General features: G+C 62.8%; 27 protein-coding genes. 9 read left to right on the top strand and 18 right to left on the bottom strand.

The window, feature by feature from the left end:
• Positions 1 to 232: 232 nt before the first annotated feature.
• Positions 233 to 1,123, top strand: a complete 891-nt coding sequence (locus ACN9M1_RS17925) for a LysR family transcriptional regulator (RefSeq protein WP_426399912.1) — start codon at positions 233 to 235, stop codon at positions 1,121 to 1,123.
• Here ACN9M1_RS17925 and ACN9M1_RS17920 read toward each other — a convergent pair.
• The 4 genes from ACN9M1_RS17920 to fae form a co-directional block, all read right to left on the bottom strand.
• Positions 1,101 to 2,441 carry an MFS transporter gene (locus ACN9M1_RS17920; RefSeq protein ID WP_426400753.1) on the bottom strand — a complete coding sequence of 447 codons (1,341 nt, stop codon included), beginning with the start codon at positions 2,439 to 2,441 and terminating at the stop codon, positions 1,101 to 1,103. The two genes, ACN9M1_RS17925 and ACN9M1_RS17920, sit on opposite strands and share 23 nt — an antisense overlap.
• 178 nt (positions 2,442 to 2,619) lie before the next feature.
• Positions 2,620 to 4,071, bottom strand: coding sequence for an NAD-dependent succinate-semialdehyde dehydrogenase (locus ACN9M1_RS17915; protein ID WP_426399911.1), 1,452 nt, complete (start codon positions 4,069 to 4,071; stop codon positions 2,620 to 2,622).
• A gap of 10 nt (positions 4,072 to 4,081) precedes the next feature.
• On the bottom strand, positions 4,082 to 5,104 hold the full coding sequence (locus ACN9M1_RS17910; protein WP_426399910.1) for an aldo/keto reductase: 1,023 nt from the start codon (positions 5,102 to 5,104) through the stop codon (positions 4,082 to 4,084).
• Positions 5,105 to 5,114: 10 nt separating this feature from the next.
• Positions 5,115 to 5,633 carry a formaldehyde-activating enzyme gene (gene fae / locus ACN9M1_RS17905; protein ID WP_426399909.1) on the bottom strand — a complete coding sequence of 173 codons (519 nt, stop codon included), beginning with the start codon at positions 5,631 to 5,633 and terminating at the stop codon, positions 5,115 to 5,117.
• Positions 5,634 to 5,900: 267 nt separating this feature from the next.
• Between fae and ACN9M1_RS17900 the strand changes: the two genes are divergently transcribed.
• The 3 genes from ACN9M1_RS17900 (at position 5,901) to ACN9M1_RS17890 (ending at position 9,020) form a co-directional block, all read left to right on the top strand.
• The gene (locus tag ACN9M1_RS17900) at positions 5,901 to 6,701 is read left to right on the top strand and encodes a hypothetical protein (RefSeq protein WP_426399908.1); all 801 of its coding nucleotides are present in this window, start codon (positions 5,901 to 5,903) and stop codon (positions 6,699 to 6,701) included.
• 163 nt (positions 6,702 to 6,864) lie between these two features.
• Positions 6,865 to 7,296 carry a hypothetical protein gene (locus tag ACN9M1_RS17895; protein WP_426399907.1) on the top strand — a complete coding sequence of 144 codons (432 nt, stop codon included), beginning with the start codon at positions 6,865 to 6,867 and terminating at the stop codon, positions 7,294 to 7,296.
• A 215-nt stretch (positions 7,297 to 7,511) separates the two neighbouring features.
• Positions 7,512 to 9,020: a diguanylate cyclase gene (locus tag ACN9M1_RS17890; protein WP_426399906.1), complete on the top strand. Its 1,509-nt coding sequence runs from the start codon at positions 7,512 to 7,514 to the stop codon at positions 9,018 to 9,020.
• 15 nt (positions 9,021 to 9,035) lie between these two features.
• Here ACN9M1_RS17890 and ACN9M1_RS17885 read toward each other — a convergent pair whose 3' ends face one another.
• The 3 genes from ACN9M1_RS17885 to ACN9M1_RS17875 all read right to left on the bottom strand — a co-directional run bounded on the left by ACN9M1_RS17885 (position 9,036) and on the right by ACN9M1_RS17875 (position 11,195).
• A complete protein-coding gene (locus ACN9M1_RS17885) occupies positions 9,036 to 9,605 on the bottom strand; it encodes an isochorismatase family cysteine hydrolase (protein WP_426399905.1) in 570 nt (189 codons plus the stop codon).
• 124 nt (positions 9,606 to 9,729) lie between these two features.
• Positions 9,730 to 10,650: a recombination-associated protein RdgC gene (locus ACN9M1_RS17880; RefSeq protein WP_426399904.1), complete on the bottom strand. Its 921-nt coding sequence runs from the start codon at positions 10,648 to 10,650 to the stop codon at positions 9,730 to 9,732.
• 146 nt (positions 10,651 to 10,796) lie between these two features.
• Positions 10,797 to 11,195, bottom strand: a complete 399-nt coding sequence (locus ACN9M1_RS17875) for a hypothetical protein (RefSeq protein ID WP_426399903.1) — start codon at positions 11,193 to 11,195, stop codon at positions 10,797 to 10,799.
• 231 nt (positions 11,196 to 11,426) lie between these two features.
• Here ACN9M1_RS17875 and ACN9M1_RS17870 point away from each other — a divergent pair, with 231 nt between their 5' ends.
• Positions 11,427 to 11,852 carry a lipocalin-like domain-containing protein gene (locus ACN9M1_RS17870; protein ID WP_426399902.1) on the top strand — a complete coding sequence of 142 codons (426 nt, stop codon included), beginning with the start codon at positions 11,427 to 11,429 and terminating at the stop codon, positions 11,850 to 11,852.
• 49 nt (positions 11,853 to 11,901) lie between these two features.
• A complete protein-coding gene (locus ACN9M1_RS17865; protein WP_426400751.1) occupies positions 11,902 to 12,471 on the top strand; it encodes a YdeI/OmpD-associated family protein in 570 nt (189 codons plus the stop codon).
• 70 nt (positions 12,472 to 12,541) lie between these two features.
• On the opposite strand, the gene ACN9M1_RS17860 is transcribed toward ACN9M1_RS17865, so the two are convergent.
• The 4 genes from ACN9M1_RS17860 to ACN9M1_RS17845 form a co-directional block, all read right to left on the bottom strand.
• Positions 12,542 to 12,922: a hypothetical protein gene (locus tag ACN9M1_RS17860; RefSeq protein WP_426400750.1), complete on the bottom strand. Its 381-nt coding sequence runs from the start codon at positions 12,920 to 12,922 to the stop codon at positions 12,542 to 12,544.
• Between the two features lie 85 nt (positions 12,923 to 13,007).
• Positions 13,008 to 13,292, bottom strand: coding sequence for a hypothetical protein (locus ACN9M1_RS17855; RefSeq protein ID WP_426399901.1), 285 nt, complete (start codon positions 13,290 to 13,292; stop codon positions 13,008 to 13,010).
• A 60-nt stretch (positions 13,293 to 13,352) separates the two neighbouring features.
• Complete coding sequence (locus tag ACN9M1_RS17850; protein ID WP_426399900.1) at positions 13,353 to 13,679, bottom strand: hypothetical protein; 327 nt, start codon at positions 13,677 to 13,679, stop codon at positions 13,353 to 13,355.
• A gap of 340 nt (positions 13,680 to 14,019) precedes the next feature.
• Positions 14,020 to 14,223: a cold-shock protein gene (locus ACN9M1_RS17845; protein ID WP_048933461.1), complete on the bottom strand. Its 204-nt coding sequence runs from the start codon at positions 14,221 to 14,223 to the stop codon at positions 14,020 to 14,022.
• A 624-nt stretch (positions 14,224 to 14,847) separates the two neighbouring features.
• Between ACN9M1_RS17845 and ACN9M1_RS17840 the strand changes: the two genes are divergently transcribed.
• The 3 genes from ACN9M1_RS17840 (at position 14,848) to ACN9M1_RS17830 (ending at position 15,690) form a co-directional block, all read left to right on the top strand.
• Complete coding sequence (locus ACN9M1_RS17840; protein ID WP_426399899.1) at positions 14,848 to 15,078, top strand: isochorismatase; 231 nt, start codon at positions 14,848 to 14,850, stop codon at positions 15,076 to 15,078.
• A gap of 75 nt (positions 15,079 to 15,153) precedes the next feature.
• On the top strand, positions 15,154 to 15,408 hold the full coding sequence (locus ACN9M1_RS17835; protein ID WP_426399898.1) for a translation initiation factor 1: 255 nt from the start codon (positions 15,154 to 15,156) through the stop codon (positions 15,406 to 15,408).
• A gap of 69 nt (positions 15,409 to 15,477) precedes the next feature.
• Positions 15,478 to 15,690 carry a hypothetical protein gene (locus tag ACN9M1_RS17830; protein WP_426399897.1) on the top strand — a complete coding sequence of 71 codons (213 nt, stop codon included), beginning with the start codon at positions 15,478 to 15,480 and terminating at the stop codon, positions 15,688 to 15,690.
• 137 nt (positions 15,691 to 15,827) lie between these two features.
• On the opposite strand, the gene ACN9M1_RS17825 is transcribed toward ACN9M1_RS17830, so the two are convergent.
• The 7 genes from ACN9M1_RS17825 to ACN9M1_RS17795 all read right to left on the bottom strand — a co-directional run bounded on the left by ACN9M1_RS17825 (position 15,828) and on the right by ACN9M1_RS17795 (position 20,478).
• Entirely contained in the window at positions 15,828 to 16,016 is a 189-nt protein-coding gene (locus ACN9M1_RS17825) for a CsbD family protein (protein ID WP_426399896.1), read from the bottom strand.
• Positions 16,017 to 16,118: 102 nt separating this feature from the next.
• Positions 16,119 to 16,562, bottom strand: a complete 444-nt coding sequence (aroQ, locus tag ACN9M1_RS17820) for a type II 3-dehydroquinate dehydratase (RefSeq protein WP_426399895.1) — start codon at positions 16,560 to 16,562, stop codon at positions 16,119 to 16,121.
• Between the two features lie 44 nt (positions 16,563 to 16,606).
• Positions 16,607 to 17,440, bottom strand: a complete 834-nt coding sequence (gene aroE, locus ACN9M1_RS17815) for a shikimate dehydrogenase (RefSeq protein ID WP_426400749.1) — start codon at positions 17,438 to 17,440, stop codon at positions 16,607 to 16,609.
• Entirely contained in the window at positions 17,440 to 18,660 is a 1,221-nt protein-coding gene (locus ACN9M1_RS17810) for a CaiB/BaiF CoA transferase family protein (protein ID WP_426399894.1), read from the bottom strand. Before ACN9M1_RS17810 ends, aroE begins: the two co-directional genes overlap by 1 nt.
• Positions 18,660 to 19,118, bottom strand: a complete 459-nt coding sequence (locus tag ACN9M1_RS17805) for a MaoC family dehydratase (RefSeq protein ID WP_426400748.1) — start codon at positions 19,116 to 19,118, stop codon at positions 18,660 to 18,662. The genes ACN9M1_RS17810 and ACN9M1_RS17805 overlap by 1 nt, the downstream gene beginning before the upstream one ends.
• Positions 19,119 to 19,120: 2 nt before the next feature.
• The gene (locus ACN9M1_RS17800) at positions 19,121 to 19,513 is read right to left on the bottom strand and encodes a VOC family protein (protein WP_426399893.1); all 393 of its coding nucleotides are present in this window, start codon (positions 19,511 to 19,513) and stop codon (positions 19,121 to 19,123) included.
• Positions 19,510 to 20,478 carry a ketopantoate reductase family protein gene (locus tag ACN9M1_RS17795; protein ID WP_426399892.1) on the bottom strand — a complete coding sequence of 323 codons (969 nt, stop codon included), beginning with the start codon at positions 20,476 to 20,478 and terminating at the stop codon, positions 19,510 to 19,512. Before ACN9M1_RS17795 ends, ACN9M1_RS17800 begins: the two co-directional genes overlap by 4 nt.
• Positions 20,479 to 20,507: the final 29 nt, after the last annotated feature.

The raw sequence follows: 20,507 nt of genomic DNA, 5'->3' as shown, positions 1-20,507 counted from the left end.
TGCGACAAACGAATTATTGTGACACCGGGTATGCGGAAAACTAATGCCATACCGCTATCGCGCGCGCCAATCCCTGCCACGCAAGGGAATGCGGCAACATCAGCGAAATCTGATGCCGATGGCGCCCGCACACTTTTCCGACGATTCCGAATGCTCACCGCAGCGCACGCAGCTAAGGTGGCGCGCGCCGGATGCGTCAGGTCCGGCACATCACAACGAGAGAACATGCCCCATGCGACGCCTGCCCTCGCTGATCGCCCTGCGATTTTTTGAAGAGACCGCGCATCACCTGAGTTTCAGCCGCGCAGCCACGTCACTGTGTGTGACACAGGGCGCGGTGAGCCGCCAGATCCGCCTGCTGGAAGATGCGCTGGACGCGCGGCTGTTTGAGCGCGATCACAAAGGCATCTGCCTGACCGATGCCGGACAGCGGCTGCTGCCGTTTGTCGAACAGGCCTTCGATGCCATCGAGTGCGGCATTGGCGAAATTGCCTCCACGCCGGCCGGCACACGGCGTCGCCTCACAGTGTCGATGCCGCCGACGTTGGCAACGCAATGGTTCTCGCCGCGGCTTCGAGCGCTGGCAGAGGTGCAGCCAGAAGTCGACCTATCGATCCGCACCAGCGCCGATGACGATTGCGATTGCCATATCCGCTTTGGCCGTGCCGCCCTGCCGGGCACGCATTCCGAACGGCTGATGGTGGAGCAGCATGCGCTGGTGGGAGCGCAGCAGTTTGCCGCAGAGCCGCTGGACGTATTGCTCGCCAAGCTGCCGCCGCTACACGTGCTGCACGAAGGCAAGCGGCTGACGCTGTGGGCCGACTGGCGCGCCCAGGCCGGCTTGTCCGCTTCGCACACAAACGATGGTATTGAGTTTTCCACGCTGGAGCAGGCCATCCATGCGGCACGCAAGGGCGTGGGCCTGGCGGTAGTCGATCTCAACATGATTGAAGAGGAAATTGCCGACGGCAGCCTCGTTCAGTTATCGCCGGTGCGGGTGGTGGGGCCGTTCGGCTATTGGCTGGACATTGCGCCGACCAGCGCCACGGCCGAACACGTATGTGTGTTCGGCGCATGGCTGCGCGAACAGGTTGGGGAGCTCAGTGCCCCGCAGCCTGGTTGAGCGTGAGGTGCTTGGTTTCCGGTGCCCACGCAATCGACACGATCATCCCGACCAGCAGCACGCCGGCCAGCGCGAACATCGTCGCGTGAAAACCCAGCGTGGCAATACTCAAAGGCAGCAGGAATGTACCGACCGCCGAGCCCAACCGGCTGACCGCCACGGCAAGGCCCACCCCGGTGGCCCGCACATCCGTCGGAAAACACTCCGGCGGGAACACGCCCACCAAGTTGCTAAACGCCGACATCGTGAGCGTGAACACGCCAAACGCCACGATCATTGCCAGTGACGCCGACTCCGGCAGGATGGCCAGCGCCACCAGCGCCGCGCAACACACCGCAAACGAGCTGATTAAAAACCCCCGACGTGACAGCTTGATCGTCAGCCAGATACCAATCAGCGCGCCCAGCACCAGGAAGCCGTTGAGCAGCAGATCCGTGCCGAAACCCTGCGACAGGCCAATGACATTCAGAATCGTCGGCAGGAACGTGTAGATGGCGAAATACGGAATCACCAGGCACACGAAGAACGCGCAGTTGAAGATCGTGCGGCGGATCAGATCCTTCTGGAACAGGCGCGAGAAGCTGGGGCTTTCATGCCGATCGGTCGAACCATCCAGCACGACGTTCGGGCCGAAGTGCTTGGTGATGATGGCGCGCGCCTCCTGAACGCGGCCTTGGCCCACCAGCCAGCGCGGCGATTCGGGCGTGCCCATGCGCAGGATGAGCACGATGAATGCCGGCACCCCGGCCGATGCCAACAACCAGCGCCACGCATCAGGCGACGATTCGGCATACATCATGCCGAGCACGTTCGCCGCCACGTAACCGATCGTCCAGATCACGCTGAACGAGCCCAGCAGCGTGCCGCGATGCTTGCGCGGGGAGAACTCCGCCAGGATGGCGTGACCAACGGCAAAATCGCCGCCCATGCCGAAACCGATGAGCAGGCGCAGCATCAGCAGCTCGAGCGGCGACGTGACGAAGAACTGCGCAAACGCTGCCACCGTGATGATGACGAAGCTGGTGAGGAAGATCTTCTGCCGGCCCACGCGGTCGGACAGCCAGCCAAACACCAGGCTGCCAAAAAAGATGCCCAGCAGCGCCGAACTGCCGAGCATGCCCATCCAGAACGCATCGAGCGGCATCTGCTTGTTGAGCCCCGCCAGCGCGTAGCCCACGGTGCCCAGCGTAAAACCCTCGGTCAGATGCGCGCCGAACGTCAGGCCCGCCATCTTGATATGGAAACCGTTGAGCGGAACATCGTCCAGGCCGATGCGGCCCTGTCGCTCCACATGTTCTGCGGTGCACGACGGCGGCATCGCGCCATCGGCATAGTGGACATGGGATTGGGTCATGGCTCCTCCTGTGTTGTTCGTTGTTATGGGAAACGTGCGGGAAACGTGCCGATACAGGCACCGCCGCGAGAGAGGGGTGGCGCCGCGCAACCCCAGAGGGTGCGCGGCGCAGTCGCCGGTACAGCGTGTGAGACGGCCCGACTTATCGGCCGAGCCCCGCCATCAGCGTGTATTTCAGCTCGACGTATTCGTCGATGCCGTACTTCGAGCCTTCGCGGCCGAGGCCCGATTGCTTTACGCCGCCGAACGGGGCGACTTCGGTGGAGATGATCCCGTCGTTGACACCAACCATGCCGCTTTCCAGCGCACCGGACACACGCCAGGCGCGGCCCAGATCGCGCGTGTAGAAGTACGCCGATAGGCCGAACGGCGTGTCGTTGGCAATGGCAATCGCCTCTTCCTCGGTTTTGAAGCAGAAGCAACCGGCAACCGGGCCGAAGGTCTCTTCCTCAGCGATCAGCATGTCGGAAGTCATGCCGGTCAGCACGGTCGGCTCGTAGAACGTGCCGCCCAATGCGTGGCGCTTGCCGCCTGTCACCACCGTGGCGCCCTTGCCCGTGGCATCGGCAATATGCGACTCCACCTTGGCCAGTGCGGCAGCGTTGATGAGCGGACCTTGGTCGACTTCCCCCGCCAGCGCGTTGCCTACGCGCAGCTTGCGCACGGCGTCGGCCAGCTTCTGCGTGAAGGCGTCGTACACGCCGTCCTGCACCAGGAAGCGGTTCACGCACACGCAGGTCTGCCCGGTGTTGCGGAACTTCGAGGCCATGGCGCCTTCCACCGCTGCGTCAAGATCCGCATCGTCAAACACGATGAACGGCGCGTTACCACCCAGCTCCAGCGACAGCTTCTTCAACGTATCAGCCGACTGCTTGGCCAACAGCTTGCCCACGCGCGTCGAGCCCGTGAACGACAGCTTGCGCACCACGGGCGATTCCGTCATCACCGTACCGATGGCCACTGCATCCCCCGAGACGACGTTGAACACGCCCGCCGGCACGCCAGCACGCTCCGCCAGCACCGCCAGAGCAAAGGCGGACAACGGGGTTTCTTCCGACGGCTTGAGCACCATCGTGCAGCCGGCCGCCAGCGCTGGGCCCGCCTTGCGCGTGATCATCGCCAGCGGAAAATTCCACGGCGTAATGGCCGCCACCACGCCGATCGGCTCGCGCGTGACGACGATCTGCGCGTTCGGTTTCGGGCTGGGGATGACGTCGCCGTACATGCGCTTGGCCTCTTCGGCAAACCACTCCAGGAAGCTTGCCGCGTAGGCGACTTCCCCTTTGGCTTCGGCCAGCGGCTTGCCCTGTTCGCGGGTCAGCAACTCGGCCAACGCGTCGCGGTTTTCCAGCATCAACTCGCCCCAGCGCTTGACGCGTGCGCCGCGCTCCTTGGCGGTGAGTGCACGCCAAGCAGGGAACGCACGCTCGGCGGCGGCAATGGCCTGCTGTGTTTCCGCTGCGCCGCCCTTGGCGACTTGCGTAATGGTCTCGCCGGTGGCGGGGTTCAGCACCGAATAGGTTGCCGCACCGATGCCCTGCGGGGCATACCACTCGCCGCCAATGTAATGGCCAGTCTTGAGAAATTCGCTCATCAGGGGTTCCTTATTCTGCGGCAAAGCTGCCTTGCGCCGGACGCGGCTCACGCGCAATACGCTGCCCGGCCGTGTAGTCGTTGATGAGGTCACACGGGGTGTAGTTGCGCTCCAGCTCGTGGAGCTCGTCTTCGGTCAGTTTGGTCTCGAGTGCGCCGAGTGCGCTGTCGAACTGCGCAACCGAGTCCGCACCGACCAGCATGCTGGCGATGCCGGGGCGGCTGAGCACCCAGGCCTGCGCGATCTGTGCCGGCGGCACGCCGCGGCGCTTGGCCACCCGTGCCAGCGATTCGGCAATCGCCAGCGATGCGGCATCACCGTACATCTGGACGGTGAAGAAATCGGTCTGGTTGCGCGTTGATTGCGCTTCGCAGCTCAGCAGGCCGCGCGCGAGCGGGCTGAACACCGACACGCCCACGCCCTGGTCCTGGCAATACGGAACCATTTCACGCTCTTCTTCGCGGTAGGCGAGGTTGAGCTGCAGCTGCATGTTGATCGGCTTGTGCCAGCCGTTGCGCTCGCACACCTGCATGATCTTGGCGAACTGCCACGTGTACATGGTCGACACGCCGATGTAACGCGCCTTGCCTGCCCGCACGATGTCGTTCATCGCGCGCATGGTTTCTTCCACGGGCGTGTGCACGTCGAAGAAGTGCAGCATGTAGATATCGACGTAATCCATGCCCAGACGCGTGAGCGAACCGTCAATGCCGTCAAAGATGTGCTTGCGCGAATGGCCGCCCGCGTTGGGGTAATTGCCCATGTCGTAGCCCACCTTGGTGGTGACGACAATTTCCTCGCGGCGTGCCAGGCGCTTCAGGATGCGGCCGACCACCTCTTCGCCCACGCCGGTCGAGTAGAAGTCAGCCAGGTCGATGAAGTTGACACCGGCTTCGAGCGCGTGGCGCACGATGGGCTCGCTTTGCGCCTCATCGAAAATCCACGGCTTCCATTGCGGTGTGCCCATGTTCATGGTGCCGAGGCACAGGCGCGAGACCCGCAGGCCGGATTGGCCCAGGCGAACGTATTCCATCTGCGCTTCCTCAGGCGTGCTTGGGCGTGTAAAACGGGTTGGACACCTCACGCGCGGCGGCAAACACGGCCTCCTTGCGCGGCAGACCTTCCATGGCCGCGACGATGGCGTTGCGGCAGGCGTTGTAGTTGTTCTCGAACACGGCGTCGAGATTGTCGGTGCCCGGGTTCACCCAGTTGGCTGTCACAACCACCCAGTCGTTTTCGGCTTCCGGAGGCAGCGTGCCATTCTCCAGCGCTTCGGCCACAGCCTTGGCGATACCGGCCTGCGAAGCGCCCCATGTGGCGTTGCCGTGAAAATCGTTCACGATTTGCGCCTTGTTCACGTACAGCGTGAGCGGCTTGGTCGGCACACCCGGCTGCGCGATCACCACGAACGGCGCGTGGCCGGCCGACGGCGTCGCCAGCGCGGTCGAGAACGCCTGCCCTGCCGGACCGTTGCGCGGGCCGATCAGCACGTTGATATGCGCGAGATTGACGCCGGGGCCTTCAAAGCCTTCGCCGATATAGAGCTGCTTCTGGGTGGTCATTGCGGAGTCTCGTCGATGAGTTGGACTCGCGCATTGTGTCGGCGCCCAATTGGCACGGGGAAGCGACGTATTTTGATGAGGGGGTATGAGGGTGGCGCATACTGGGGATAGCCTCCAGGCGTGAGCCTCGCACTGCAAAATCCCCGCCGCCAAACCGCGCTGAAAGCTTGTTGCCCATTGCCGTGATGGCGGATTGGTCGAGGCTGGATCGCGCCATGGGATGATCTTTCCTGTCGGCACTACCCTATACAGCAGCACGCTATCCATATGCGCGCGTTTACCGCCAGATTCTTTGCCGTTGTCGCGTTGGGCACCGCAGCGGTGTTCACGCCGGTGCTGACGCCGTATCTGTCCGAGCCGCCCATACCCATGCCCTCGCAATTGGCGCTTGGGCTGCCGTTTCTGGCCGCAGCCTGCGCATACGGTTGGACATGGCTGCTCCACCCTCGCCGTGCCGACCTGAAGGCGTACGGGCCGCTGCGCGGTGCCTTGGTCGCCTTGCTGACGTATCTGACATTTACCGTGGTTCTGTGGATCTCGGGCTATCGCGGGGCATTGTTCCTGATCATGAGTTTCGTGTGGACGCCCTTTCCCTATCTTGCAATGGCTGCCGGTGCCATCGCCGGTGAAGCCAATCTGCACAACACGCGGGCCCGCTCCGATGCGCTGGGCGCGACCCTACGCCTTGCCGGGTCGACAGGTCTCGCCATTCTCGAGGCAACGCATGCTCGGCTGCGCAGCGCGTATACGCGACTGGAGCAGCAAGCTGCAGAACCGCGCGCCGATGCCGCCATCACCACCATCGTAAGCACCTGCCTGCTGACCGCCGGCGGTGCACTAGGACTAGCGTGGCTCCACCCCCAATCCGCGCTTTCCGACACTGGGTTGGACATGTCGTTGCGGTGGCTGCCCGGCACCGTCGCGTTGGCGCTGTCCATCCTCGGCTGGACGCTCGGGCGCGTGCTACTGGCAACGACACCGGCCACCTGCCGATTGCGCATCGCGCTGACCGCCGCAGCGGCGGCTGGCTTTGCGGCCGTGCAGTTCTGGTTCAACGTGGCACGTTAGCGGCACACCTGCCCGGCGGGTCGATGCCGTGTCCTGTGGCGTCGCGTCCACCCCGGCGCAACCGCGAAGTCCTGTGGTACGGTGGCAAGATCAGGTCTACGGGGCCCACCCGCCCTTTGCCGTCTGGAGCACATTGATGTGCGCTTGAGGAGAACAACGCCCCGTGAGTGATGCGAAACAGAACGCGCGACGCACGCTTCGGACAGACAAGGTTGCCGCCAGCCGGGCACTGCGCCTGAGCGTGCCCCCGGAGGCGCGCCCTGCGCCGGTGAGCCGGCAAGACTGGCTGCGGCAACGCAAAGAGCAATTGCAAGCCGCCCGCGCCGCCGCCAAGCAACGGCGCGATCGCCTCAAGGCTGAAATCCTGTCGGCCGCGCAGGACGTTGCCCGAGAGGAACGCGTGGCCGCCAAGCTGGAAGCCGACCGTCAGAAAGCCGAAGCCAAGGCCGCGGAGATCCACGCCAAGGAAGACGCGCGGGCTGCCGCCAAATTCGAGCGCGGCAAAACGGCCCGCACGCCCTCCAAACGAAAAACGCTGCAGAAAGGCAAACGCAAACTCGTCTCGTACGCAGATCTGCTACGCATGCGCGGCTGACCTTCGCGTCGTCGGAACCCCGTCAACAGCCCGCCATCACAGCCAGCATCGCGCGCCCAGCCAGGCTGTAGTTTTTTCCATTCCTGCCGATAACCGTACTGTCGCTTTCCGGCAGAAGGGCTGTGCGCTCGCTGCCTGGGCGAATAACGCTTCGAATCGGCCGCACTCAGCCCCAAAAGACAGACGCACGGCATCTGCCGACCTGCCGCCCCAACATGCCCCTTCGCCCCTTCGCCCAAAGGCTCACAACGCTGGCCGGTCATCACCCCTTTATCGTCGGTGCGCTGGGCACGCTGCTGACGCTGGTGGTGCTGTCCATCAGCGCGCTCACCCTGTGGGCCGATCGCGAAACGGCCATCGAACACGCCCACGGCATGTCGAAAAACGTGGCCGCAGTTCTGTCGAGCCACATCTCCCGCACGGTGGAGTCGGCCGACCAGTCCCTGCTCACGCTGGTTGCCGCGCTGGACAAGCCCAGCATCCGCGCTCTGCCCCCTGACGTGCGACATGACCTGTTGTTCAACCGAACCGCCACCCAATACCTGACCGGCATGGGCGTGACCGACGATAAAGGCTTGCTCATCGACGGCTGTTGCTCCGCCACCCACCACTGGGATTTCAGCGACCGCGACTATTTCATTGCCCAGCGCGACTCCGCAAACGTTGGCTTGTACGTATCTAACGTCTATCGCGCACGATCACGCGGCGGCATCGAAGCTATCGCGCTCAGCCGCAGGATCAACCGACCAGACGGCACTTTCGGTGGCACCGCGCTGGTCGCGATCGACTTGGAGTATTTCCAGCAACTGCTGTCGAAGCTGGATGTGGGCCCGCACGGCGTGACGGCCATTGTCCGTACCGACGGCTCACTCGTCGCCCGAAACCCACCGTCGAATAAAGCGCGCTCGTTGAACTACAGCAAATCGCTGACGTTTCCGCGCATGGTGAATCAGGAGTCCGGCGTCTATGTCGCGCCCTCGGCCAGCGACGGCCTGCTGCGGCAGTACACGTTCCAGCGCGTGCCGGGCACGCCGTTCATTGCCGTGGTGGCGCCTGCTATGTCCGATGCGCTGGCCTCGTGGACGCGGCTGGCGTGGGTGGTCGGGCTATCGTCATTGCTGGTGAGCCTGGCCTTCTGCGGCGGCGTGTGGCTCCTTGCGTTTGCCCTGCGTGGGCGCGTCAAGGCGGAGCACCATCTGCGAGAGCTGACCCAGATCGACGCGCTCACCGGGCTGAAGAACCGCCGCGCCCTCGACACCGCGCTCGACAACGAGTGGGACCGCCTGCAACGCAATGGCAGTTGTCTCTCCGTGCTGTTTGTGGATGCCGACAACTTCAAGCGGTACAACGACGCGCACGGCCATGCACAGGGCGACACCGCGCTCCAGCATCTCGCCAACTGCATCAGTAAGCATGTGCGCCGGCGTGGTGACTTGGCAGCGCGATACGGCGGAGAAGAGTTTGTGCTCGTGCTGCCCGACACCGACGAAGCGGGCGCCATGCAGATCGCCGAAGGCATCCGCGCAGAAGTCGAAGGCTCGCACCCCACCAATGGCCATCAACCCCTGGCGCCGTTCACGGTGAGCGTGGGTTGCGCCACGGCAAGGCGGTCGAGCGTCCCATCACTCGAGGCCTTGACCAAAGCCGCGGATATCGCCCTGTACGAGGCCAAGCGCACCGGTAGAAATCGCGTAGCGTGCGCCCCGGTGGAAGCGCAGCCCTGACCTCCGCTACTAGCGCTACGCCAGCAACGTCAACGCATCATCCAGCGCCAGAACCGTCGTGCGAGATTCAAACGCCGTGGCAAACAGATGCGCGTGCACGACCTCGTCGGGGTCGTAGCAGCAATCCTTGACGGTGAAGATGCGGTAGTCCGCATCGCTCGCGTGCGCAACGGAAGACAGCATCACGCCCGTCGACGCAATGCCCACCATGATGAGCGTGTCGACACCCTGGGCGGACAACCGCACGCCAAGATCCGTCCCGAAGAACACACTGGCGCGATGCGCGAGGATGAGCGGTTCATCCGCCCGCTGGCCGAGTTCCGGCGAAATGCGGTCGTTCACGAACAAGCCCAGTTGCTTCACGCCCTGCCCGTTCTTGTTCAACGGGCTGACCTCCGGATAGCCGGGGCTGAAATGGAACTGCGCGAAATACACGTGCACGCCCTTGGCCCGCGCCGCGTCACACAACTGGCGCGTATTGGCCAACAACGTAGGGGCGACCGACGGAAACAACCCCGTGATGTCGGTCTGGTAATGCATGACCAGCAGCGCGGTTTTGGACGGGATGATGCTGGGGATGTGCATGGCGGTGTGCGTGAATGGCTGGCGACGTCACAAGGCTAGGCGAAAAACAATGCGATTGAATTCCGCCTACAGCCAGCCCGCTCCAGGAAACAAACGGCCTTTGTCAGGGCCCGGCCAACCGCATTCAGGCTGCGGCCTGAAGCACCGCGTCTTGCTGATCGCCACCCAGAATCTCGACCAGATCCGCCAGCATCCGCCCCAGTTCCCCCGTCATCAAGGCGAAATCGGACTCGAAGCGTTCCTCGTCGTTTTGCGCGGTGGGGTCTTCAGCTTCCTTGATCACGTCGAGCGGCGTGATGCGCTTGATCGTGAGCGACGGCGTCAGCACGAAGGAGACGCGGTCATCCCACGTCATCGCCAGGCGCATGCACTGTTTGCCGGCTTCGATATGCCGGCGCATGTCTTCTGCTTCCAGCGCGTGGCCGACGTATCGCACCGTGGCCCCGCCTTCTCCGGTTGAGCGCAGCTCGGCGTCCTGGTCGACGGTGAACCCGCCGGGCGCCTCACCGGAAAGCAGCCACTCCGTCATCGCGGCCACCGGCGAATGCGCCACGCGCACGCTGGTGAGCGGCAACTGGTCGACCGATTTCACGAGCAGGCCACGCACGTCGTCCGCCAGCGTCTGCGAAGCGGCGTCGATGACGAGCCAGCCGTTGACGGGGTCGATCCACACCCGGGTGTCACGACGAATGCTGAAGGCGCGCGGCAGCAACTCGTCAGTCACCTGCTCCTTGAGTTCGCGCAGCTGTTTGCGCCCGGGCTTAAAGCCCTGCTGCTCCTCCAGCTCCTGCGCGCGGGCCTTGGTCACCTGATTGATGACCGATGCCGGCAAGAGCTTCTTTTCAGCGCGGAAAGTGAGCAGCATCTGCCGATTGGTGGAATACACCAGCGCGCCATCGTCACGCGGCGATGCCCATCCGGCGGTCTGCTTTTCGACGCTGTTGCCCGGTTGAAACGCGTGGGGCGCCAGCCATTTTTCAAGCTGATCAGGGGTAACGGCCCACGGCGCCGGAAGACGATGAACCTGAAGATTCTTGAACCACATGGGAGTACGGGCAAAGAGCGCGATTCTAAAGGATCGCGGCGCCCTCCTCCCAATGGCGGAGATGTCGCTCGGCGTTCGGGGCTTTTTTTCTGAAGCGCCGAGCGTTCTGTCGTGCTGTCCTCAACCGGACTGCGGCCGCGGGGCGTTCACTGCATCAGATGCGCATCCACATCCAACGCAGCTTCCGCAGCACTACCCGTCAAGCCGCGGTAGTAGAGATGCACGCCAACGGCCAGCGAGTCATGGCGAATCTCATGCAGCGCACGCCAGGCCTCAGTGGGATCTTGGAACACGAGGTAACGGGCCTCGCTTTCCACCAGCGTGGCCACGCCGTGAAGTCCATGGCGATGCAGCGCTTCAACCAGACTATCCAGACTGCGGTGCGTGCGGGCGTCGGTGTGCGGATACAGCATGTGCAGCACGGCGATGCGCTGGGATGACTGCGCGGTAAACGCGGCAACGATGTCCCCATGCTGGAGGGCAGAGACGGTGTTATTGGTCTTGGAATCGACGGAGGGGAGCGCAGTATCAGGCGTTGTATTCATGGCATACCTTCTTGGGGTCGTCAGCAAAGTGACGGTCACTTCAAGGTACGAGGCGCCACGCGATATTGCAATGCACAAAAACGGAACGCATTGTTCCGTTCCTTGAGTGGAACTTGTGATCGACAAGGCTGCATGCAGCAGCAATCCGGGCCGACTACCATGCGAACAGTGGCTTTGCGGGCCGAGCAGCGGCCGGCACGACCGCAACTTGAACCATGACAGGGACAGACGATGCCTGAGCACGACACAAAACTTCACGGCAGCTGGCGATTAGTATCTTTTGAGACCGAGCTTCAGAACACAAAGGAACGTACGCAACCGTGGGGCGCGGATCCCAAGGGAGCGCTCATGTTTGGCGCGGATGGGCGAATGGTGGTGCTCGTCACCGCAAACGCGCGGGAGCCCGGGAATACCGACGAGAAACTGGCCGCCCTTTTCCGCACGGTGATGGCCTATACGGGGCGGTATCGGATCGATGGCGATCGGTTCATCACCACGATCGACGCATCCTGGAATGAAGCCTGGAACGGCACCGAGCAGGAGCGTTTCTACACGCTGGATGGGGACGCGCTCGAAATCCGTACGGCGTGGATGCCGAATCCGCTGGTTGCTGGGAACCCGATAGGGAGAGGCGTCCTGAGCTTCAGGCGTGAATAGCGTTCCCGGCAAACTCCATTTCGCGAGCACGTCATTCCGCCCCACCATCATGCACAGCCCCACACTGACGTTCACCAACCAGGAAGCCTGGGAAGCCTGGCTCGACGCCCACGGAGAGGACGTGCCGGGTGTTTGGCTGCGCATCGCCAAGCGATCGGCCGAACAACCCACGCTTTCTTACGCACAGGCGCTGGAGAGCGCCCTTTGCTACGGGTGGATTGATGGGCAAAAGCAGGCAGAGAACGCGCACTACTGGCTGCAGCGATTTACGCCGCGAACCGCCAAGAGCATCTGGTCCAAGATCAACAAGGCAAAAGCCGAGGCGTTGATCTCCGCCGGCAGGATGCGCCCCATGGGGCTTCGCGCGATCGACCAAGCCAAGTGCGACGGGCGCTGGAAGGCGGCCTACTCTTCTGCGAGCACGTCGACCGTACCCGATGATCTGCAGCAGGCTCTCGACGCCAACCCGAAGGCCAAGCAGTTCTTCGCGACCCTGAATAGCCAAAACCGGTACGCCATTCTGTTCAGAATCCAGAACGTCAAGAAAGCCGAAACACGCGCGAGGAAGATCGCTCAGTTCATTGACATGCTGAACAAGGGTGAAAAGCTTCACCCCTAGCATTCGACGAGCAATAAGCCAAGCCGCCTGTTGGCCGTCAATGTTCGGTCTTCACGCTGGCTTGATGGAACTACCCTCGGATCAGCGAGTGCGAACGAAGCGGCCGTTGTACGCCGCGTGATCCCGCAGGTCTGAGATCCCCTTGCCAAGCCTGCACGCGCGCATCGAGGGTATGGTCGCCCTGCACCGTATTTGCGTAGAGGCTGTCTCGAATGACTTGTCCCACTGCCAAGCGGCAAAAGGTCTCAACGTTACGCGTGGCGGCAGATAAGACATCCGAAGCGCTCGCCAACACCCGGAAGGACCGCCTTCCCTCCCCCACGAAACTGGTGAATTGCGCACAGTTCGGATGCCCATCGTTGCAAAAACCAACGGTGATGGAATACGCCATGCCTTTCTTCTCGCCCGGAAGCGTGCAGAGAAAGCTCCTCTTGTCGGACGCAGGGGTCATCTTGTCTTCGGGCTCGTCACGCATACAACACTCCTCTCCAACGCAGTCTCTAACAGGGCTGTGGGCCAGCGAAACATCGCGCCCGTTATAGCGACACGACCGATTCGCCCACCACCAGTCCATTGATGACGTCTTCGCCAAACTTCAGCGCTCCCCGCCTCGCCGTGCCGACGTTCTCCCACGCGGCAAGCGTCACGCGGAACACGCGCGAATGCTCTGTTCCAGGTGGATGACCTTCGCGGCAGATCACGACGGACGCGTTGAATGTGCGGTCGGGGCGCTTGCGCGGCCATGACTGGACCGTCTCCGTCCTGTACACCAACGGATACAGGTCGAACCCCTTGTACGTGGCTGACGGGTTTGCATTCATGAATGACTCCAACTCGTATGGGCACAATCGAAGCTCAACGCGTCGATGGTGCGCAGGTGGTTACGAATCCACGCCCAGATCATCGACGGTAATCATGAGCATCTGATCTCCCAGGTCTGTTTGAGCATGCATGCCCAGGCGCGCGCGTAGAGCGCGGTCAAGCATGCACTGGAACTGACACAGGTCTTGCCGATCCGCGTGCAGCAACTGATTCATGACATCGTGCGTGAATGCAATCGTGAGCGTTCTCACACGCCAGATGCGGCTGTCGAGTTCGGGGACCTGCCAGTTGGCCGCTAGCGTATGCGGACCGGCACTCCAGGTCCGCACATCCTGCCCGGTAATTTCATCGAGCACCGGCTTGGTGAACGCGACAAGGTCGAGCATCACGGATCTCCATGACCTACATCGCGAGTCGAAGCATCAACGGACAAGCGTTCGTGTGCGGAACGGGCGAAGATGACAGCGTGCAGAGCTTGATCCAGCGGAGGAGGCGCCACCGAGCGCTGCGATCTCAAGTGCGGATAAACGTGCTTCGTGCCAACGAATGCAAGATTTGGCGCGCCATTGTTGGTGCCCCACTGTACTCCTATAACTGCGCGGCGGCGTCACTATCTTTCGGGGCCCACAAACAGGGTGTTCGCGCTATGTCGGGCCCGGGCCCATATGCTGGGGGACGAAAAAAAAACCCCGCGTGGCGGGGTTTTTTTACTGCGGGCGAGCTGGATCAGATCGCTGCAATCTTGGTCGCGACCGGGCCCTTTTGGCCTACGCCGGACACAAAGCTGACCTTCTGGCCTTCTTGCAGCGACTTGAAGCCATTGCCCTGAACTTCAGAGAAATGAGCGAACAGATCGTTGCCGCCTGCATCCGGGGTGATGAAGCCGAAGCCCTTGGAGTCGTTGAACCACTTGACGATACCGGTTTCCATGTTGGATTCCTTAAATGTTCTGGATGAGCCCATGCTCTCCAGGCATGACAATCAAGGAAGGAACAAAGAGGAAAAGGTGTCGCTTGGTGTGACAGCCCAAAACATCGGAGTAACTGCTTGAAAAGCCTGCGGCGCATTTTTTACCGCCATCACAAGGTTTTGTCAACGAAAAAAAGCAATCCACCTCGAAATAACGCACAAATGTGGTTGCACCCGCGCTTTGCTTGCCCGCCTCATGTTGCGCCTGCCTCGCCGCAGGGGTGGCGAGAAGCTGTTACCATGCACAACCTTCTGCCCGCTTCTCGCATGGATCGGGCCGGGTGCCGAGCCAGACAAGACAACACAACGCCGGCCACCCGTCGGGCGTACACCCGAATCGTCCTGGGCCACGCAGCCCATCACCACCAGACCGGCGGGTTATCCGCTCCGTATCCGACGCGCATGTACTAGGCGCGCCTGCGTACGCAAGTACGGTCACCTCGCCGCCAATGGCTTGCTCCTCACATCTATGTGGATGGCACAACAGCATTGGCCTTACCCATCGTGGCGTACGTCTGAGCACGCAGTGGTTTGCCCAGTCGCACCACGCCTGCCACTGGCCGTCGCCCGAAACCAAGCAGTCGATTGAACCAAGTCCCATCCCCCTACACGGTGTCCGTGTACCCGATCGAGCAAGAACCAGGCGTCTGGTTTGCCACCTACCTCATCAGTGAATACAGCGATGGCGTGGAACGTATCCTCGCCAACGTCTCGATGCGCCACAACGTCCACGGTACGGAAGCGCTTGCAAGACACGCGGCCCGGCGTGCAGGAAGCGCCGCCATCGCACGTCTGGCCACCCGTCACAAGAACTGAACCACGCCGGCCGCCCATGGCGGCTTTTCCGCTTGCTGCAGCAGCAGGCCCACCCAACGTTAGAAGGAAATCGCCATGTCTGTGAGCGATGAATGGGAAGAGTTGCATCTCACGCCCGACGGCTGGAAAGATGGCAGCTACCGGCACGAGCCGGGCGAGGCCGTCATCGTCGTGCCGCCGGCCGACGATGTACTCACGGTGCGCAGGCATGTGGCGGCCGAGTATGGCGGCCCGTCACGCGTGACAGAAGACAGAACACCGCGCACCGATGACATGAGCCAGATCGAGCAATTGCTGTTGAAATATGGCGCGCCCGTCTTTGGCGTCTGAGGCCGAAGATGCAACGGACACATGTTCGTGCGTTACATTGGGGCCACGTTATTTAAGAGAGGAATTCGCATGACACTCTGCGGCCCTTGCCTTGCTATTGAAGTCGGTCGACTTGGCGCGTCAGGCCATGCTTTTCTGAGAATCACCGACACACAGCGCATCAAAGCCTCCAAGACTGCGGCCGTCACGGTGAGCACGTTCACCTGCAGGACTTGCGGCGCGCACTGGACCTATCGCGAAGGGAAAAACGTGCCCAACGCAGGGTGGACGCTGGAACAGTAAGCGTCTGGCTCGCGTCATTCGCCTCTGCTGTTTTTCGAGGCCGTCCGGCACGCTGCCGAACATCCCCCGTGCATGAGCGGGCAAACAAAAAAAGGGCGGCCAGTCAGTCGCCCTTTTCCTTGCCATGTGTACCCCAGCTAGCGGGACTTCTTCGCGATGTCCTTCGCGGCTTCCTTGGCGTCACCCGCATCCTTGCGCGCTTGGCCGCCGGCCTGCTGAAGGTCGCCCTTCAGCTCGCGTGCAGGATTGTTCGTCACTTTGCCCAGGGCCTCGTTGGCCTTGCCCTTCATTTTCTCGACAGTACCCTTCACTTGGTCCTTGTTCATGGTCTGCTCCTTTGAAAATGCGCGCTTGCGCACAAGGAATGGGTAGCAGCCAACGTGCCTGGGGCGCTGCGTTGCCGGGGCCGTCTTCTGTTATGGCCTTCGCTACGCAGGCCCGAGCGCAGAAACCGCCGCCCGCAGCGCCAGCAGGTAGCTCTGAACGCCAAACCCGCAGATCTGCCCGCTGACGATGTCGGCAAACACCGAGTGATGCCGAAACGGTTCACGCGCGTGGATGTTGGACATATGCAGCTCGACGACGGGGCACGTGAGGATCGCGAGTGCATCGCGGATACCGTAGCTGTAGTGCGTCCAGGCGCCTGCGTTGATCAGCACGGCGTCTTGGCCCTCTTCGAAGGCGCGATGAATGCGTTCGCACATCGCCGCTTCGCTGTTCGTCTGGAACGATTCCACTTGCACGCCCAACTCGTCGCCGAGGGCCTGCAACTTTGCGTCGATCTCGGCCAGCGTGATGGTCCCGTACTGCGTGGGATCACGTTTACCGAACATGTTGTGATTGATGCCGTGGAGCATCAGGATGCGCTTCATTCAAACCTCTGCGATGGATTCAGATCAGTTCAGATCAGTTCAGATCAGTCGAGGGGAACGGTGAGTCGATCGATCACGGGGCGGGTATCCGGACGCACGCCGCGCCACCAGACGAACGCTTCCGCAGCCTGTTCGACCAGCATGCCGACGCCGTCGGCGATGTTGCGCACACCCGCGTTGCGCGCGAGCCGCAGGAACGGTGTCAGCCGTTTGCCATACGCCAGTTCGTAGGCCAGCCCATCGGGGCTGAAGATGCTCGGTGGAACGGGCGGCAGATCGCCTGTGAGGCTGGCGGAGGTGGCATTGACCACCAGAACGAAGCGCCCCATCGTCTCCAGGTCGGCATACCCGCAAGCGACGATCGGGCCGCGACCAGCAACATGGTCTGCCGATGCCCGCGCCTTTGCCACGTCTCGGTTCGCGATGACCAACTGCGCCGGCCCCGCCGCCAGGAACGGCAGCAGCGCGCCACGCGCTGCACCACCGGCACCCAGCAGCAGCACGCGCTTGCCTGCCATCGGCCGCTGCAGGTTGATCTCGATGTCACGCACCAGCCCAATGCCGTCGAAGTTGTCGGCCAGGATGCGGCCACCCTCGAACTTCAATGCGTTCGCGGCACCCGCCAACGTGGCGCGCTCGCTGCGCTCGTCGGCCATCGCAAACGCCTTGAGCTTGAACGGCGCCGTGACGTTTATGCCCTTGCCGCCGCCGGCGGCGAACGTACGCACCACATCGGCGAACGCCGTGTCCGGCTCAAGCGGCCCTTCGATGGCCGTGTACTGCATGTCCTGTTGCGCCGCCTGCGCAAAGAGACCGTGAATGAGCGGAGATTTGGTGTGTGAGATCGGGTTGCCGATCACTGCATAGTGGTCAGTCATCATGAGGCTCGCTTCGAGTAAAGAACGCCATCGGCCTGCATCGCCTGGATTTCGTCAGGGTCGAAACCCAGGGTGCGCGCGACTTCAACGTTGTGCTCGCCCAGGTCGGGCGCAACGTCGCGGATGGTCGTATCGCAATCGGAAAACTTGAATGGCAGGTTGGGCAGGCGCAACGTTCCGTAGCGCGGATGCTGTTGCTCGACCACCATGCCGCGGGCCTGAATTTGCGGATCGGCCAGCACCTCGTCGATGCGCTGCACCTTGGCGCACGGAACATCGATGCCATCCAGCAGTTCCAGCACCAATGCCACGGGGCGTGCGGCGACCCAGGGTTCGACCACAGAGAGAATCTCCGCCCGGTGCGCGTTGCGGCCAACGCTGTCATGGAACCGCTTATCCGCGCCGAAGCCTGCCGGACCGCCATGCGCTTCGACCAGCGCGGCGAAGCGCTTCCATGCATCGTCGACCTGCGCGGCAATCACCAAATCGGCGTCCGCCGCGCGGAACACGCCATAGAGGGTCGAGGTGGGCATGTCATGCCCGGTCTGCTCGGGCAGCACGCCTTGCAGGGTGTAGCACTGCACCGCGTATTCGTGCATCGACACCAGCGTGTCGTACAACGCCATGTCGATGTGCTGGCCGCGTTGGCTCTTCACACGCCCCAGCAGCGCGGCGTTGATGGCGGCCACGGCGTGGATGCCCGTGTACATATCACCGAGCGAGATGCGCAACAGCGGTGGTCGCTCGCCGGGCGTGCCGACCATTTGCATGATGCCGCTCTTGGCTTCGGCAATCAGCCCGAAACCGGCGCGATGTGCATCCGGCCCGGTATGTCCGTAGGCCGAGATGGAGCAATACACCAGGCCCGGATTGCGCGCCGACAGCTCGGCATAGCCCAACCCCAGCTTGTCCAGCGCGCCGGGCCGGTAGTTCTCGATGAACACGTCGGCGGAATCGCACAGCCGCTGCATGAACGCCTTGCCGCGCGGGTCTTTCATATTGACGCTCACGCCACGCTTGCCCATGTTGAGCTGCAGGAAGTAGCCGCTTTGCTCGTCGTCGAGCACGGTGGCGTGCTGACGGCCGGCATCGCCGGTGCCGGGGCGTTCGACCTTGATCACTTCAGCGCCGAGCGCCGCCAGGCATCGGCCGACGTAGGGGCCGGCGAGGAAGTGGCTGTAGTCGACAACGCGAATACCTTCGAGTGGGCGCGCCTGCATCAGAACGCTCCCGGCCGGCGCGGCACCATCAGGCGGTGCTCGCCGCGTTGTGCGACTTGGCCATCTTGATTGATCAGCTCCGAGGGCAGCACGACGATGCCCCAACCCGGCCGGCTTTTGCTTGCACGCATCTCCCCGACCCGGAACTTCACGTGCAAGACGTCGTTGACCTTGATCGGCAGCAGGAAATCCCACGTCCAGCCGAGCGACATGCCGGGCAGGAAGCGATAGTCGCTCTGCGTCTTCAAGCCATCCGCAATCGACAGGCCGAACAAGCCATGCGCGACGATGCAGCCGAAGTGGCTGGCATTGGCGTAGGCCTCGTCGACATGCACCGGCGTGTGGTCGCCGGTGAGGTCGGCATAAGCGAGGATGCGTTCCTTCGTAACCGTGTAGCTCGGGCTCACGCACGTATCGCCCTCGCGGGCGTCGTCCCAGTATTTCTCAACGATGGTCATGTTCATGCCTGCGCACGTGGGTTGATCGCCAGCGCCTGCGCCACGCACGACGCAGGCTTGGCCTGAATGAGTTCGACCGCCAGACCGTCCGGCAAGCGCAGCCAGTTGCGGCCCTGCGGCATTTCGGTCACGCCAAAGCTCTGGGCCAAAGCCAGCGCAGCTTCGAGGTCTTCGCACATCACGCCCAGGTGAGCGAGTCGGCCTTCGGGGCCTTCGAACTCGGGGGCATGGATGAACTGCAAGCCACCGAGCGTCCAGTACTGCCGGGGCGCTTCATGCGTGCCGTCGATCTCGCGCAGGGTCATGCCCAGCACCTCTTCGAAGAAACGGATGTGCCAGTGGATGTCTTTCACCCAGATGGCGACGTGTTCCACATAGGCCTTGGGGGTGCTCATGCGGTGGTCTCCTTATGTTGTCGTTGTTGGTCGGCCAGTTGGTCTGCCATGGCGCGCTCGATCCCCTTGATGCAGGCGACCAGCGTGGCATTGACGGGGGTCGGCACACCGTACCGCTGCCCGCAACGCACAACCGAACCGTTGATGAAATCGATCTCGGTGATCGTCCCTTTCTCCAGGCTTTGCAGCATCGAGGTCTTGAATGCGGCTGGCAGGCCTTCGGCGGCCAGGGTCCATGCCTGTTCGGGGTCTGTCATCGACAGCTTCACGCCCGCGGCCTGTGCCGCCGCAATGGCCTCGGCCACGGCTGCAAGCGAGGTCGCCTTGAGCAGTGGCTCGTCGTAGAGTTGGCCGTAGGTCAGGCGCGTGATGCCAGTGAGCGCGCCGGTGGCCACGTTGACGAGCAGCTTGTCCCACATCGTGCCGACGATGTTGTCGGTAACGGTGGTCGCCAGCCCGGCGGCATTGAAAGCTTCCGCCACGGCCTGCACGCGCGGCGTAAGACGGCCATCCAGTTCGCCGATGTAGGTGGCCTTGCCGACCACACCCGATTGAATATGCGCGAGGCCCCGCATCACCCCGCCAACATAGGTCTTGCCTGCCAGCACGCGTTCACGGCCCACGATGTCGGCGAGAATCTCTTCGTGCCCGAGGCCGTTTTGCAGCGACAGCACCAGCGTATCGGGGCCGACCAGCTCCACCGCACCGCGCATGGCGGCATCGGTCTCGAATGATTTGACCAGCACGATCACCAGTTCTGCGACCCCAACCTCTGCCGCGTGCGTCGCCGCACGCACCTGGATGTGTCGCGTGCCCTGGGCATCGTCCACCCGCAGGCCGTCGTTTCGCATGGCGTTGACGCGGTCCGGTGAACGGACCATCAGCCAGGTCTCATGGCCGGCTTCGGTGAGGGTCGCCCCTATGGCGCAGCCCAGTGCGCCGGCACCCAGAATCGCAATCTTCAATGGCGTCTCCTTCACGTGTGGTTGCACGA

Source organism: Ralstonia sp. R-29, assembly GCF_049913345.1.
GTDB lineage: Bacteria > Pseudomonadota > Gammaproteobacteria > Burkholderiales > Burkholderiaceae > Ralstonia.
Note: the sequence above shows the minus strand (reverse complement) of the source record. Positions and strands in the feature narration are given on the sequence as shown.

Excerpts from the sequence above, each read along its gene's own strand:
- ACN9M1_RS17925 (WP_426399912.1), top strand. The coding sequence starts at position 233 with ATGCGACGCCTGCCCTCGCTGATCGCCCTGCGATTTTTTGAAGAGACC.
- ACN9M1_RS17920 (WP_426400753.1), bottom strand. The coding sequence starts at position 2,441 with ATGCCGCCGTCGTGCACCGCAGAACATGTGGAGCGACAGGGCCGCATC.
- ACN9M1_RS17915 (WP_426399911.1), bottom strand. The coding sequence starts at position 4,071 with ATGAGCGAATTTCTCAAGACTGGCCATTACATTGGCGGCGAGTGGTAT.
- ACN9M1_RS17910 (WP_426399910.1), bottom strand. The coding sequence starts at position 5,104 with ATGGAATACGTTCGCCTGGGCCAATCCGGCCTGCGGGTCTCGCGCCTG.
- fae (WP_426399909.1), bottom strand. The coding sequence starts at position 5,633 with ATGACCACCCAGAAGCAGCTCTATATCGGCGAAGGCTTTGAAGGCCCC.
- ACN9M1_RS17900 (WP_426399908.1), top strand. The coding sequence starts at position 5,901 with ATGCGCGCGTTTACCGCCAGATTCTTTGCCGTTGTCGCGTTGGGCACC.
- ACN9M1_RS17890 (WP_426399906.1), top strand. The coding sequence starts at position 7,512 with ATGCCCCTTCGCCCCTTCGCCCAAAGGCTCACAACGCTGGCCGGTCAT.
- ACN9M1_RS17885 (WP_426399905.1), bottom strand. The coding sequence starts at position 9,605 with ATGCACATCCCCAGCATCATCCCGTCCAAAACCGCGCTGCTGGTCATG.
- ACN9M1_RS17880 (WP_426399904.1), bottom strand. The coding sequence starts at position 10,650 with ATGTGGTTCAAGAATCTTCAGGTTCATCGTCTTCCGGCGCCGTGGGCC.
- ACN9M1_RS17875 (WP_426399903.1), bottom strand. The coding sequence starts at position 11,195 with ATGAATACAACGCCTGATACTGCGCTCCCCTCCGTCGATTCCAAGACC.
- ACN9M1_RS17870 (WP_426399902.1), top strand. The coding sequence starts at position 11,427 with ATGCCTGAGCACGACACAAAACTTCACGGCAGCTGGCGATTAGTATCT.
- ACN9M1_RS17865 (WP_426400751.1), top strand. The coding sequence starts at position 11,902 with ATGCACAGCCCCACACTGACGTTCACCAACCAGGAAGCCTGGGAAGCC.
- ACN9M1_RS17860 (WP_426400750.1), bottom strand. The coding sequence starts at position 12,922 with ATGACCCCTGCGTCCGACAAGAGGAGCTTTCTCTGCACGCTTCCGGGC.
- ACN9M1_RS17855 (WP_426399901.1), bottom strand. The coding sequence starts at position 13,292 with ATGAATGCAAACCCGTCAGCCACGTACAAGGGGTTCGACCTGTATCCG.
- ACN9M1_RS17850 (WP_426399900.1), bottom strand. The coding sequence starts at position 13,679 with ATGCTCGACCTTGTCGCGTTCACCAAGCCGGTGCTCGATGAAATTACC.
- ACN9M1_RS17845 (WP_048933461.1), bottom strand. The coding sequence starts at position 14,223 with ATGGAAACCGGTATCGTCAAGTGGTTCAACGACTCCAAGGGCTTCGGC.
- ACN9M1_RS17835 (WP_426399898.1), top strand. The coding sequence starts at position 15,154 with ATGTCTGTGAGCGATGAATGGGAAGAGTTGCATCTCACGCCCGACGGC.
- ACN9M1_RS17830 (WP_426399897.1), top strand. The coding sequence starts at position 15,478 with ATGACACTCTGCGGCCCTTGCCTTGCTATTGAAGTCGGTCGACTTGGC.
- ACN9M1_RS17825 (WP_426399896.1), bottom strand. The coding sequence starts at position 16,016 with ATGAACAAGGACCAAGTGAAGGGTACTGTCGAGAAAATGAAGGGCAAG.
- aroQ (WP_426399895.1), bottom strand. The coding sequence starts at position 16,562 with ATGAAGCGCATCCTGATGCTCCACGGCATCAATCACAACATGTTCGGT.
- aroE (WP_426400749.1), bottom strand. The coding sequence starts at position 17,440 with ATGACTGACCACTATGCAGTGATCGGCAACCCGATCTCACACACCAAA.
- ACN9M1_RS17810 (WP_426399894.1), bottom strand. The coding sequence starts at position 18,660 with ATGCAGGCGCGCCCACTCGAAGGTATTCGCGTTGTCGACTACAGCCAC.
- ACN9M1_RS17805 (WP_426400748.1), bottom strand. The coding sequence starts at position 19,118 with ATGACCATCGTTGAGAAATACTGGGACGACGCCCGCGAGGGCGATACG.
- ACN9M1_RS17800 (WP_426399893.1), bottom strand. The coding sequence starts at position 19,513 with ATGAGCACCCCCAAGGCCTATGTGGAACACGTCGCCATCTGGGTGAAA.